This is a genomic window from Solidesulfovibrio sp. C21 (assembly GCF_047785625.1).
GTDB lineage: Bacteria > Desulfobacterota > Desulfovibrionia > Desulfovibrionales > Desulfovibrionaceae > Solidesulfovibrio.
In genome coordinates, this window is record NZ_JBLODY010000036.1 from 1 (window position 1) to 13348 (window position 13348).

Here is a 13348-nt window from a genome sequence, read left to right on the forward strand (position 1 = left end):
GGGGAGAGCGCGAGAGGGGAACCCTTTTTTCAAAAAGGGTTCCCCTCTCGCACTTTCTTTCCATAATCTTTATACCTAAAGCATCTTCCAGACCGGCCGATACGGTTTGTGCAAACGGCGACAACCGGCAGCACAAAGGACGTTGGCCATGACCGTTCCCCATCCGCCCCTGACGATATTTAAGACCGCGCTCATCGTGACCGACAGCGAAGGACATGCCAGGATCGACCGCGAATTCCTCAAGCGTGCCCGCATTCCGGCCGCGCGCCACGTGACCAGCGGCATCGAGGGACTGGCGCTTTTGCGTCGGGGCGGGTTCGATCTGGTCCTGTGCGACGCCGCCCTGGCCGACATGGACGGCCGCGATTTCGTGGCCGCGCTGCGCGCCGATGCCGGTCTGGCCGGGCTGCCGGTCATCCTGACCATGCTCGACGGCCGGCGGGACGAGGTGCTGGCGGCGGTCAGACTCGGCGTGGCCGGCATCTGCCTGCGCCCCTATTCCCAGGACACCTTCGACAAGCACCTGCTCATGGCCGCCCACATGGCCCGGTTCACCGCTTCGGAAAAGGCCGCCCTGGCCCGGGCAGCCCGCAAGGAGGCCGCCGGCGAGACGGAACCCGCCGCAAAGGGGTTTGCCGCCGTGGCCGAAGCCCCGGACGCCGCCCCGAAATATTTCGAGATGGGCATGCTGGCCCTGGCCGGACGCGACTACGAGCGGGCCATCATGGCCTTCCACAGGGCGCTCGCCATAAACGAACTTTTCGTCGAGGCCTACCTGGGCCTGGCCCGCGTCTGGCAGGCCAAGGGCAGCGCCAGACGCTTTCGCCAGTACATGAAGCAGGCGGCCTCGGCCTGCGCCAGGACCAGACGATTTATCGAACTGCGCGACCAGTTCATCGATGCGCTCAAAAACGACGACGTCGGGTTCAACCCGTTTCTGGCTCTCGGCAACGAACTGCTGCGCGAACGGCACTACACCGCCGCGGTGGCGCTTTTCCGCCATGCCCTGGAGTTGGCCCCCAGAAACGCCGACGCCTATCTCGGCCTGTCCAAGGCCTACCATTTCCTGCGCCACCCCGATCTGGCCGAACGGGCCATCGGCAAAAGCCTGGCCATAAACAGCCGCAACGAGGAGGCCCAGGCCATCCGCAAGCGCCTGTCCGGCCGCCATGACGGCGACACCTCTCCCCTGCTGCCGCAAATCGAAGCCCCCGACGTTTCCAGCTACCCGCTTTTGCTTCGCGGCGTGCTCTATCTGGCCGGCAAGGCCGCCGACACCCTGGTGCGGTCCAAGCGTCAGGCCCGGGCCGCCTGATTCCCGCGCGCGCTCGAAAAGATTACCGCGATTTCATGCAGCCGCATTTCCAGGCCGGACAACCGCTTCCCGCGCGCTCCCGGCGAGGGTTGCGGCCCTGCCATTGCCTGTCGGCCGGAATTCGGGCATATTCTCCCAAGAGGCGCAACCGTCGCCTCGGGAGGAAGATCATGTCTGACGCCATCACGCCGGCCGGTCAGACCGAAGCCAATCCCCCCGGCCGTTTCGAGGCGTTGCCGCCCGGCCATTTCGAGGCCGGGCCCCCGGGTGCCGTCAGCATATCCCCGGCCGGGGCCGTCTCGATCACACCTCCAACGGGAACCGTCGAGATTCCCCTGGGCGGTTCCGTGCAGGTGCCGCTCGGCGGGGTCGTCGAAGTGGCCCAGGGAGGCATCGTCAACATCCGGCTCTAACGCCAGTCGTCCCGGTTGCGGACGCCAAGGGCCGATAACCCCCACGTACCGTTATGCATACAACCCGTTCTTTCCGTTTCCACCTTGTCGCCTGTCTGCTTCTGGTCCTTGCGGCCTCGCTGTCCGCCGGTTGTTCGGCGCGCCAAAATCACTGGCAGGACACCGACCAGAGGGTCTTGTTGGCTGAAAAGCTCAAGCACAGCAAATACGCCTACCTTCGCTACGCCGAGGCCGAGGAAGAGGCGAAACGCGACGGCAACCCCCAAGCCGCCGAACGCTACCGGCAGGCCAAGGAAGAGGCCCTGACGAACTATAACCGCACCGAACAGGAGCTGGCGAGCTATCAGGCCGCGCAAGGCACCGCCAAGCCGGCGAAGTGATTCCTGCCGCCCAAGACGCCATCAAAAAGGGCCGCTTCCCGGGGAAGCGGCCCTTTTGTCTTTTCAGGCAATGACGGCGACTGGCGGCGGGAATCAGGCCCCGGCCGTCTCGGTCGTCTCCTCGGGAACGGCCCGGGCCGGCGCGCCGGAGCGCGGCTTCAGTCCCGAGCCCACGTCCATCAGGAGCGGGCTGGCCACGAAGATCGAGGAATAGGTGCCGGCCAGAATGCCGATGAGCATGGCCAGGGCGAAGTCGTGGATGACCGCGCCGCCGAAGAAATACAAACAGACCACCGTGAGGAGCGTGGTGCCGGCGGTCAGGATGGTGCGCGAGAGCGTCTCGTTGATGCTGAGGTTGATGACCTGCTCGAAGGGCATGGTCTTGCCCACAGTGCGGTTCTTTTCCCGGATCCGGTCGTAGACGATGATGGTGTCGTTGAGCGAATAACCGAGAATGGTCAACAGCGCCGCCACGATGGTCAGATCGAATTCCTTGTTCATCAGCGAAAAGAGCGCGATGGTGACCAGGATGTCGTGCAGGTCGGCCACCACCGCCCCCAGGGCGTATTTGAGCCGTAGCACGTAGCACAGGGCCAGGGTGATGAGCATGGCCGCGACGATCAGCCACACCGTGGACGCGCCGAAGAGCTTGAGCACGTAAATGCCGCCGGCAAGTCCCGCCGCCATGATGCCCGCCGCCATCCAACGCTGCTCGAACCGGCCGGAAATATAAATGGCGATCAGCAGCACCGAATAGAAGATGGCTTCCAGGGCCTTGCCGCGCAGGTCCGCGCCGACCTTGGGGCCGACCATCTCCAGGCGCTGGATGGAATACCCCGAATCAGGAAGGTTCTTCGCCAGGGCCGTTTCCACGGCCGCGCGGATGGATTCCTGGTGCGCTTCGCTTTCCGAGGCTCGGATGAGGTATTCGTTGGCGTCGTCCTGGCCGAAGCGTTGCACGACCACGTTTTGCAGGCCCACGCCTTCCACGGCCTTTTCGATCAGCGTGACGTCCATGGACTTGGCGAAACGGACCTGAATGGACAGGCCACCGGAAAAATCCACGCCGTAGCGCGGTCCGCCCTTGACGGCCAGGGACACGAAACCGGCCACGATCACGGCGGCCGAGATCAGATAGGCCAGCTTGCGGTACTTGAGAAAATTGATTTTCGTGCCGGGCCGGATCAGCTCCAGAACCATCGTCTCCCCCTTCGGGTGTTGCGGGAATGCCGGGCTATTTGGACGCACGGCGGCATGACGCCCGCGCCTTTTCGGGCGCACAGGCGTCGCACCTTCCGCCAAATGCGCGCGCCTTGTCAAGCCTGCCCGACGGATGCCGGGCGGCCCCAAGAGCCCGCAGGCGCGTGGCGAGGACTACTCGCCGGAAGCCATGGGCACGGGGGTGAGCCCCCGGAACTCCAAGGCGCGGGAGCGAAGCGGCTCGGGATGGCGCGCCGCCGAGGCCTTCGCCGTGGAATTGGCGAAAAGGCTTCTGACCAGCGAGCGGCTTCCGGGAGAACTCAACTCATGGGCTTGAACGCACAAAACCGCAAAAAGCACTGCAAATAGCACAAGACGCAAGACATCAGACATCCAGGGACTCCTTGTTCGCTGTTTTGCCCGGCAACCCCTCCCGGTTACAAGGCTGGCGCGGTGTCCGCATGGCGTGAACGATACAGGCAATTTGCTCTCCGGTAGCATACTCCACAGAGAATGCAACCGGCGTCATACGATGGAAACATGGAGCACGGGCGGGCCGTTGCGGCCCGCCTCTCGTTCGTGTCCTCGGGATGCGTACTTCTTATTCCGATAACCCGCTTGAATACTTATTTTTTACAAAAAATACCGAGGTATTTTTCAAGGGCGCAACGTTAGCGCCAATACTTGAGAAAGGGACTTTGCGGCGTCAGGATCAGGCGCGTGTCCTTGGAGAGCCCGTTGCGGTAGGCTTCCAGGCTGCGGCTGAAGGAAAAGAAATCCGGGTCCTTGCCCACGGCCGCGGCCCAGACCGACGTCGCCTCGGCATCGCCCGCGCCGCGCAGCACCTGGGCCTGCCGCTCGGCTTCGGCCAAAATCACGGTACGGTCCTTGGCTGCGGCGGACTTGATCTTTTCCATCTCCTCGTAGCCTTCGGAGCGGTAGAGCTTGGCCTGCCGTTCGCGTTCGGCCCGCATGCGGCCGTAGATGGCCTGGGCGTTTTCCGGCGGCAGGTCGGTGCGCTTGATGCGCACGTCCACCACCTGGATGCCGTAGGGGGCGAGCAGATCCGTGGATTTCTTCGTCACTTCGCTCATGATCGAGGCACGCTTTTCCGAAACCACGTCCTGCAGGGTGTACTGCCCGAGCGCCACGCGCACTTCGGCATAGATGATATCGTCGAGGCGGGCATGGGCCCGGCCCACGGTGCGCAGCGTCCGGTAAAAGAGCAACGGGTCGGTGATGCGCCAGCGGGCGTAGTTGTCCACCACCAGGTTTTTCTTGTCCAGGGTGAGGACCTCGGCCGCCTTGGCGTCGTATTGCAGGAGCCTGGCGTCGAAAAAGACCACGTTTTGCACGAAGGGTATCTTGGCGTGCAGTCCCGGCTCCTTGGTGTCGCCGGTGGGCTTGCCAAGCTGGAGCACGATGGCTGTTTCGGTCTGGTCCACCTCGTAGACCGTCTGGAAGGCGGCCACGAGCACGATAAAGACCACCACGGCGGTGACGATCATGGAATTTTTCACGGCCGGCCTCCCTTGCCCGCCGTGGCTGGCGTGGCCTTGGGCGTCGGAGCGGTCGAAGCCGGCGCGGCGGCCTGGGGCAGCGCCCCGAGCGGCAGGTAGGGCACGGCCTTGCCGGCCGCATCGCTGCCGAGGATGATCTTTTCCACACCGGGATTGGCGAAAACACTTTCCATGGTCTCGATATACAGGCGCTCGCGGGTGACGTCCCTGGCCTTTTCGTACGCGGCAAGCAGGGCCGCAAAGCGGTCCGCCCCGCCCTTGGCCTGACGGATCGTCTGCTCTTTGTAGGCGGCGGCCTCGTTGAGGATGGCCGCGGCCCGGCCCCGGGCCTTGGGCAGGATGTCGTTGGAGTAGGCGTCGGCCTCGTTTATGAGCCGGCTTTTATCCTCGCGGGCGCTGGCCACGTCCTTGAAGGCGTCGACTACCTCGTGGGGCGGGTGCACGTCCTGGAGCTGCACGGCCGTCACCTCGATGCCGGAATCGTAGAGGTTGAGCATGAACTGCAAAAGATCCTTGGTGTCGGTTTGCACCTTGAGCTTGCCCGAGGTCAGCACGGAGTCGATCTTGGCCTTGCCCATGACTTCGCGCATGGCCGCCTCGGCCGCGCTTTTGAGCGTCTCGTCGGGCTGAGCGATCTTGAAAAGGTAATCCACCGGGTTGCCGACCTGGTATTGCACGCTGAATTGCACGTCCACGATGTTCTCGTCGCCCGTGAGCATGAGCGACTCCTCGGGCACGCGGCGGTTCTGCAACGATTCGCCCTGGCGGCCGTAGACGGAGCGGAAGCCGATCTCCACCCGGCGCACCTGCGAAATCTTCGGGGTCTTTACGGTTTCGACAGGAAACGGTAAATGGTAGTGCGGTCCGGGACCGGTGGTGTAGGCATAGGCGCCGAACCGCTGGACCACACCGGCCTCGTCGGGCTCGACGATGTAGATGCCGCTGGCGATCCATAAGAGCGCCACGACGATGATGATGATTTTCGGCCCGCCGGGGAGCCGTTCCCGCAGGGCGGAAAATTTCTTGCCCAGGTCCTCGCCGACGCGGCCCGGGTCAGGCATCTGCGACCCGTAACGGCGTTTTTGCTCCGTGAGCTTGTCCCAATCCCAGTTCATTCAAGGCGGCATAGGAGAGATGGGGGGGAAGGTCAAGGGATGCCCGCCTCTCCACCGTTTCACCGAACGCGCCAGGAGGAAACATGAAGCCAGTGCTGCCCGGGGTTTTCCGGGCCTACGACATCCGGGGTATCGTGGATGCGGATTTCGACCCGGACTGGGTGGAACAGCTCGGCCGGGCGGCGGGGACCTTTTTCGCGCGCCGGGGGCAGATGCGTGCCGTGCTCGGCCACGACTGCCGCCTGACCTCGCCCGAATACCAGGCGCGTCTGGCCGCCGGGCTCGCCGCCTGCGGCATCGACGTGACCTGTCTCGGCATGGTGCCGACCCCGGGGTTCTACTACGGGGTCAAGGCCCTGGCCCGAAAGGCCGGCATCATGGTCACGGCCAGCCATAACCCACCGGAATTCAACGGCTTCAAAATATGGTCCGGCGAGACGACCATCCACACCGATGCCATCCGGGAGATTTACGACATCATGGCCGCCGGCGAGTTCGCCAGCGGCGCGGGCATGGTCTGCGAGCACGACATCAAGCCGTCCTACATCGAGCATGTGGCCGAACAGATGGTGCTGGCCCGGCCGGTCACGGTGGTCGTCGACGGCGGCAACGGGGCCGGCGGGCTTATCTGCGCCGAGGTGCTGCGCCAGTGCGGGGCCACGGTCATTCCGCTTTTCTGTGAGCCGGACGGCCGGTTCCCCAACCACCATCCCGACCCGGTGATCCTTTCCAACGTGGCCGATCTGGCGGCGCGGGTCGTGGCCGAGGGCGCGGATTTCGGGGTCGGGCTCGACGGCGACGCCGACCGCATCGGCGTGGTGGACGAGTCGGGCAGGCTGCTTTACGGCGACCAGGTGCTGGCCATCTACGCCCGGGGCGTGCTGGCCGCGCATCCGGGAGCCACGGTCATCGGCGAGGTCAAGTGCAGCCATCTGCTCTACAAAGACATCGCCGCTCACGGCGGGGAACCCATCATGGCCGCCACGGGCCATTCGCTGATCAAGGCGCGCATGAAGGAGACGGATGCCACCCTGGCTGGCGAGATGAGCGGGCATATGTTTTTCGCCGACCGTTACTATGGCTTCGACGACGGCATTTACGCCGCCGCCCGGCTGGCCGAGATCGTGGCCGCCTCGAACGTGCCGCTCGGGCAAATGCTTGCCGACTGGCCGGCGACGGTCAACACCCCGGAAATCCGCATGGACTGCCCGGACGCCATCAAATTCGCGGTGGTGGAAAAGGCGCGCGACTTTTTTAAGGGGCGCTACGACGTCATCGACGTGGACGGGGTGCGCCTGACCTTTCCCGACGGCTGGGGGCTTTTGCGCGCGTCCAACACCCAGCCGGTGCTGGTGCTGCGCTTCGAGGCCGAAACGCCGGAACGGCTCGCGGCAATCCGCCGTATCATCGAGGAACCCGTGGCCGGCTGGATCGCCGAGCTCGGCGGTTAGGGGGAGAGGGAAAGACGATGCGAGAGGGGAAACCCTTTCGAGAAAGGGTTCTCCCCTCTCGCGCTCTCCCCTTCCCAAACCTTTTACCTTTTGTAAGGTCTCACCTTTTTTCAGGATATCATTCCTTACTTTGGTGTATGGGGAAACATCCGCAAAGGGAAAAAGGCCACAGGGGCTCATCGGCAAGGAGGAGACCATGCGCCAAGCGGTGCTGACCGTTCTATTCGTCCTGGCGACCGTCATTCCGGCCGCCGCCCAGGATTTCCGGCCCAACCAGGCCCTGGGCGACCTGCTCTCCAAGAAGTCCTACATCGCCCAGCCGAACAATGCCGGCGGGAAAAACATCCTGGACAACAGCTGCATCTTCAAGGACAGCTTCGCCCTTTCGCCCTCCGAGCCCCTGGACGAGACGTGCAACATTCAGGCCGCCGTGGCCAAGTTCACGACCCAATACGGCCAGCCGGCGACGACCGCCCCGGCCCCGGGCGGCAAGACCATACTCGAGTACTTTCTCCTGTATAACAACAACAGCTACCACGTGAAAATCTTCCTCGGCTGCTCCGGCGGCAAGACCGAATCCTTCGCCATGGTCGAATGCAAGGTGGAGCGGAACCGGGCCAAGCCCGGGCCGCCGAAAGACAAGAAATCGTTCTGGAAAAAAATCTCGCCGTTTTGATGCCCCGGCGCGTCTGCGGCGCGCCGGGCGTCCGAAACGCCGTTGCGATTTGCCCCACCCCCCGTTTCGGGCTATACGACGGCAAAATCGACTCCTCGGATACACCGCATGCGCATATTCAAGTGGCTCTTTCTCCTGGCCGTCATCGCCGGGGCCGGGCTTTTCGCCTGGAAACACTTCAACAAGAAGGCCGAACCGCCCCGCGTGCTGGCCACGGCCGAAGCGAAAATCGGCGACGTGCGCAAGGTCCTCGAAGCGACCGGCATTATAAAGGCCCAGGTCGGGGCCATCGTCAAAATCGGTGCCCGGGCCACCGGCACCATCAAGGAAATGAACGTCAAGGTCGGCGACGCGGTGCACAAGGGACAGCTCATCGCCGTCATCGATGACCGGGAATTGCGCGCCGGCCTCGACGAAGCCGAGGCCAAGCTCGCGCGCGCCAACGCCGAACTGGAGCAAGTCGAGGCCGTCTACCCCAAACGCATCGCCGAAGCCCAGGCCGAGCAGCGCCTGTCCGAGGCCAAAAGCGATTACGCCGCAAGCAACCTCAAGCGCCAGGATGAGCTCTTCCGCAAGGCGCTCATCGCCCGCGACGTGCTCGAGGCCGCCCGCCGCGACGCCCTGGTCGGCCAAAACGAGGTCCTGGCCAAACAGGCCTCGCAGGTTCGCCTGACCACCGAATTCGTCAAGGAGCGCATCAAGGCCCAAAAGGCCATGGAAGAGGCCCAGGCCGTCATCGATTCCATCAAGACCAAGATTTCCTACACCCGCATCGTCAGCCCCATCGACGGCGTGGTGGCCTTCGTCACCTCCCAGGCCGGCGAAACCGTGGTGGCCGGCTTGCAGGTGGCCAACCTCATCACCGTGCTCGACCCCGCGCGCCTGGAAATGTGGATCTACGTGGACGAAACCGACGTCGGCCAGGTCACCCCCGGCCTGCCCGTGGAATTTCGGGTCGACGCCTACCCGGCCACCACCTTCATGGGCAGCGTGAACCAGATTTATCCCCAGCCGGAAATCCGCGACAACATCGTCTACTACCAGGCCCTGGTGCGCCTCGACCCCAAGGAATCCATCCGGCTGCGCCCGGAAATGACCACCCAGTGCCAGATCGTGGTCCAGCAAAAAAAGAACGTCTGCATCATCCCCAACGCCGCGCTCAAGTGGATCGGCGACCGGCAGGTGGTCTTCGCGGTCGGGGACGGCGGCGCCGTGCACGAGCTGCACCCCAAACTCGGCCTGGAGGGTCTCAACGAGACCGAGGTGCTCGAAGGCATCGCGCCAGGGCAAAAGGTGGCCACCCGCATCGTGCTGCCGGGCCTTGCCGCGCCGGCCATAAACGCGCCCAAACCCAACCGGCCGACCACACGATGACCTCCCCCGCCGCCCCGGCCGCCCCTGGGGAACGCCCCGCGCTCATCGAGCTTGCCGACGTGACCCGCACCTACGTCATGGCCGGCATCGCCCACACCGTGCTCGACGGGGTGACGCTCGCCATTGCGGCCGGCGAATTCGCCGCCATCATGGGGTCGTCGGGCTCGGGCAAATCCACCCTGCTCCACATCCTGGGCCTCCTCGACCGTCCCACCGCCGGCCGCTACCTTTTTTCCGGCCGCGACACGGGCACCCTGGACGACGACGCGCTCTCCGAGCTGCGAAACCAGGCCATCGGCTTCGTGTTTCAAAGCTTCTACCTCATCCCCTACGCCACGGCCCTCGACAACGTGCTGCTCCCCGGCCTCTACAGCCCGACGCCCGGACAGGTCCTGCGCCGCCGGGCCGAGGAACTGCTCGCCAAGGTGGGCCTGGCCGATCAGGCCGGGCACAAGCCCTCCCAGCTTTCCGGCGGCCAGCAGCAACGCGTGGCCCTGGCCCGGGCGCTCATCAACGACCCGGACCTGATCCTGGCCGACGAACCCACCGGCCAGCTCGATTCGGGCACAAGCGCCGAGATCATGGAACTTCTCGCCTCGATCAACCGCGACTCGGGCAAGACCGTCATCGTCGTCACCCACGACCAGTCAACGGCCGCCTACGCCGGCCGGCAGATCCACGTCCATGACGGCCGCGTGGCGTAGCGCCGGGCGACTCGCCCGCACCCTGTGGCGCATCCAGCGCATGGCCGGCCTGGCCCTTTGGGCCCATAAGGCCAGGAGCCTTTTCGTGGTGGCCGCCGTGGCCATGGGCGTGGCGGCGCTCACCGTCATCGTGGCCTCGGTGGACGGCGCGCGGCGAAAAGCCCTCGAAATCGTGGATTTTTTCGGACCGGACGCGGTCATGGTCATCGGCGGGGACATCGAGAACAGGCCCGTGGGCCAGCGCGTCTACACCCTGTCCTTTACCGACGCCCGGACCATCGCCCGCTCCCTGCCCGGGGCCTACGCCGTGCTGCCCATGCGCTCGGTGCGGGCCATAACCCTCAAGTACGGCAACAGGAACCACGAATCCCCGATCGTGGTCGGAGCCACGGAAAACTACGCCAAGACCTGGAACTGGCCCCTTGCCGAAGGTCGGGACCTCTCGGCCGACGACATCGCCCACGCGGCCAAGGTGGCGCTTATCGGCGACGAGCCGGCCAAGGAGCTTTTCGGCGACGCCTCGCCCATCGGCCGCACCATCCAGGTCGGCAATCTGCCCGTGCAGATCGTCGGCCGGCTGGCCTACCGGGGGCTTACCGGCGGCGGCCATGACGTGACCATCGACGACCGCATCATCATGCCCATCACCACGCTCACCCAGCGCTTCAACCTCAACCGCAAGTATTTCCGCGGGCTGCGGGTCAAATTCCACGACCCCGAGCATATCGACGCCTCCAAGGACAACCTGCGCGCCCTGCTGCGCCATCTGCACAAACTCGGGCCCACGGAAAACGACGATTTCACCATCATCTCGGCCAGCGAAATCCTCAAATTCCTCACCGCCTTCACCGGCGGATTGGTGGCCTTTCTGGGGGTGACGGCGGCGGTTGCCATCATCGTCGGCGGTTTCGTGCTGGCCAATCTGATGTTTTTGAGCGTCGGCGAACGCAAGGTGGAAATCGGCCTGCGCAAGGCCGTGGGCGCGACCAAGGCGGCGATCACGGCCCAGTTTTTATCCGAAGCCCTCTACCTCACCCTGGCCGGATCGTTTTGCGGCATCGGGCTCGGGGTGGCGCTTGGCGAATCGCTGTCCCGGCTCGGGCTCCTGGAACTGCGCCTGTCGCCCAAGATTTTTTTCCTGTCGCTGCTGGCGGCGTTTCTGATCGCCCTGGTCTTCGGCCTGAGCCCGGCGCGAAAGGCGGCCGGCCTGGACCCCATCGAGGCCCTGCGCGGCGGCGGGGACTGAGGCCCTGGCGAAATCGCCGAAAAAGCCGTTCGCGCCCGCTTGCCCCCCCTTTCGCCGTCAACCTTTTCCTTATATTGTAAAGGGACCACCCGACCGGGCCTCCCTATGAGCAAACTGCACCTCAACTTCAAGGACCGCATCGGCATCGTGGCCGACATCTCCTCGGTCATCGCCGGCCACAGCCTCAACATCGTGGCCATGGAAGTGGTCCAGCAAGACGGTTTCGCCCATATCTACCTGGAGATCGCCCCCCGCGACGGCGGCTGCCCCCGCGAGGACATCCTGGCCATGCTGGCCGACTTCACCGACCTTGTGGAGATCACCTTCATCGACGCCCTGCCCCACGAAAAGCAGGCCCAGCTCCTGCTCACGGTGCTCGACAACGTGGACGAGTCCATCGTGGCCGTGGACGATTCCGGGCACATCACGCTCTTAAACAGCGTGGCCCGCCGGTATTTCCACTGCACCGACGCGGACGCCGTGGGCCGGCACGTGCGCAACCTCCACCTGCCCGACACCACCCTCCTGCGGTGCTTAAACGGCGAGCGCTACAACAACATCAAGAAAAGCATCCTGCGCGGTCGCAACCGCCTGCAATATTTCGCGACCGGCCGCCCCATCACCGACGCCTCCGGCGCGATCATGGGCGCGGTGGAAATCGCCCGGGACGCCCAGGAACTGCGCAACCTGGCCAAGTCCATCTACGAGCCCGACCAGGTCGGGTTTGGCGACATCATCGGCACGAGCGCCGCGCTGCGCCAGGTCGTGGCCGTGGCGGAAAAAATCGCGCCAACGGACGCGGTCATCACCATCCGGGGCGAGTCCGGCACGGGCAAGGACCTGCTGGCCCAGGCCATCCATACGGGCAGCGGCTGCACGGGCCAGTTCGTGGCCATCAACTGCGCGGCCGTGCCCGAGGCGCTGCTCGAAAGCGAACTCTTCGGCTATGTCGGCGGCGCATTTTCCGGGGCCAAAAAGGAAGGCCGGCCGGGACTCTTCGAGGTGGCCTTGGACGGCACCGTCTTTCTCGACGAGATTGCCGAGATGCCCCTTGGCGCCCAGGCCAAGATCCTGCGCTTGATCCAGAACCAGCGCCTGCGCCGCCTCGGCGACGAGCGGGAAATCACGGTCAACGCGCGGCTCATCACGGCCACCAACCGCAACCTGGAACAGCTCGTGGAAAAACGGCAGTTCCGCGAGGATCTCTATTATAGGATAAACGTGCTGCCCCTGCACATCCCGCCGCTGCGGGAGCGCCCCGAGGACATCCTGGTGCTGGCCGAGCACTTCCTGTTCCAGATCCTGACCAATCTCGGCAAGGACATGATGACCTTCGACGCGGCGGCCCGGGACAAGCTCATGGCCCACCACTGGCCGGGCAATGTGCGGGAACTCAAAAACGTGGTGAAGCGCGCCGCGATCCTGTGCGACCAGGACGTCATCGGCGTGCAGTATGTGCTGCTGGCCCACGAGCTGGCGCGCGGCCCCCTGTCCGGCCCCCGGCGGTCGACGGCGGCCCGCGATGTCCAGCCGCTTCGGGCCGCCGTCGACGAGTACGAGCGCACCCTCGTTGCCCGCGCCTTGAAAGGCGACAAAAGCCTGCGCCAGGCGGCCCGGGACCTCGGCATCTCCCACACCACTCTGCTCAACAAGCTGCGCAAGCATGGGTTGGCAACATAACGAAACACTGGAACGTTTTCGTTCCATTTCATTTCTTTTTATTTTTCATAGAGATACGTTTTCATAGGCCATGGAATGGCACGATTGTGTGCCACATCTCCGTGATCGTTCCGTTTTTCCCCCGCCGCACCGTCCCCAAAAATGTCGCCAGCCTCGCGACGCCGTCCGCCTGCCTTGGGTACGGTGCGATACAATCATCTGGAATTATTGTTTCTTTTTATGTTACAAAAAAGAAATTCCAAAAAGAGCACCTCGTTCGGGGCAAGAGCGACAA

Annotated in this window: 12 protein-coding genes; 9 read left to right on the forward strand and 3 right to left on the reverse strand. The window is 64.4% G+C overall.

Features of this window, described 5'->3' with window-relative positions; translation table 11 throughout:
- Positions 1-148: 148 nt before the first annotated feature.
- From ACMZ6R_RS11935 to ACMZ6R_RS11945, 3 genes are all read left to right on the forward strand, one after another.
- Complete coding sequence (locus ACMZ6R_RS11935) at positions 149-1315, forward strand: response regulator (RefSeq protein WP_416111679.1); 1167 nt, start codon at positions 149-151, stop codon at positions 1313-1315.
- Between the two features lie 170 nt (positions 1316-1485).
- On the forward strand, positions 1486-1728 hold the full coding sequence (locus ACMZ6R_RS11940) for a hypothetical protein (RefSeq protein ID WP_416111681.1): 243 nt from the start codon (positions 1486-1488) through the stop codon (positions 1726-1728).
- 53 nt (positions 1729-1781) lie between these two features.
- A complete protein-coding gene (locus ACMZ6R_RS11945) occupies positions 1782-2108 on the forward strand; it encodes a hypothetical protein (protein ID WP_416111683.1) in 327 nt (108 codons plus the stop codon).
- A gap of 93 nt (positions 2109-2201) precedes the next feature.
- On the opposite strand, the gene secF is transcribed toward ACMZ6R_RS11945, so the two are convergent.
- From secF to hflK, 3 genes are all read right to left on the reverse strand, one after another.
- Positions 2202-3308 (reverse strand): protein translocase subunit SecF, encoded by a 1107-nt coding sequence (gene secF / locus ACMZ6R_RS11950; protein WP_416111685.1) that lies wholly within the window; start codon positions 3306-3308, stop codon positions 2202-2204.
- Between the two features lie 671 nt (positions 3309-3979).
- Positions 3980-4828, reverse strand: coding sequence for a protease modulator HflC (hflC, locus tag ACMZ6R_RS11955; RefSeq protein WP_416111687.1), 849 nt, complete (start codon positions 4826-4828; stop codon positions 3980-3982).
- Positions 4825-5943, reverse strand: a complete 1119-nt coding sequence (gene hflK, locus ACMZ6R_RS11960; RefSeq protein ID WP_416111689.1) for an FtsH protease activity modulator HflK — start codon at positions 5941-5943, stop codon at positions 4825-4827. The genes hflC and hflK overlap by 4 nt, the downstream gene beginning before the upstream one ends.
- A gap of 83 nt (positions 5944-6026) precedes the next feature.
- Between hflK and ACMZ6R_RS11965 the strand changes: the two genes are divergently transcribed.
- The 6 genes from ACMZ6R_RS11965 to ACMZ6R_RS11990 all read left to right on the forward strand — a co-directional run bounded on the left by ACMZ6R_RS11965 (position 6027) and on the right by ACMZ6R_RS11990 (position 13074).
- On the forward strand, positions 6027-7394 hold the full coding sequence (locus tag ACMZ6R_RS11965; RefSeq protein WP_416111691.1) for a phosphomannomutase/phosphoglucomutase: 1368 nt from the start codon (positions 6027-6029) through the stop codon (positions 7392-7394).
- A gap of 196 nt (positions 7395-7590) precedes the next feature.
- Positions 7591-8070, forward strand: a complete 480-nt coding sequence (locus ACMZ6R_RS11970) for a hypothetical protein (RefSeq protein ID WP_416111693.1) — start codon at positions 7591-7593, stop codon at positions 8068-8070.
- A 108-nt stretch (positions 8071-8178) separates the two neighbouring features.
- Positions 8179-9444 (forward strand): HlyD family secretion protein, encoded by a 1266-nt coding sequence (locus ACMZ6R_RS11975; protein WP_416111695.1) that lies wholly within the window; start codon positions 8179-8181, stop codon positions 9442-9444.
- On the forward strand, positions 9441-10148 hold the full coding sequence (locus tag ACMZ6R_RS11980) for an ABC transporter ATP-binding protein (RefSeq protein ID WP_416111697.1): 708 nt from the start codon (positions 9441-9443) through the stop codon (positions 10146-10148). The genes ACMZ6R_RS11975 and ACMZ6R_RS11980 overlap by 4 nt, the downstream gene beginning before the upstream one ends.
- Positions 10129-11394 (forward strand): ABC transporter permease, encoded by a 1266-nt coding sequence (locus ACMZ6R_RS11985; protein ID WP_416111700.1) that lies wholly within the window; start codon positions 10129-10131, stop codon positions 11392-11394. The genes ACMZ6R_RS11980 and ACMZ6R_RS11985 overlap by 20 nt, the downstream gene beginning before the upstream one ends.
- A gap of 105 nt (positions 11395-11499) precedes the next feature.
- Positions 11500-13074, forward strand: coding sequence for a sigma 54-interacting transcriptional regulator (locus ACMZ6R_RS11990; RefSeq protein WP_416111702.1), 1575 nt, complete (start codon positions 11500-11502; stop codon positions 13072-13074).
- The last annotated feature ends 274 nt before the right edge of the window (positions 13075-13348 follow it).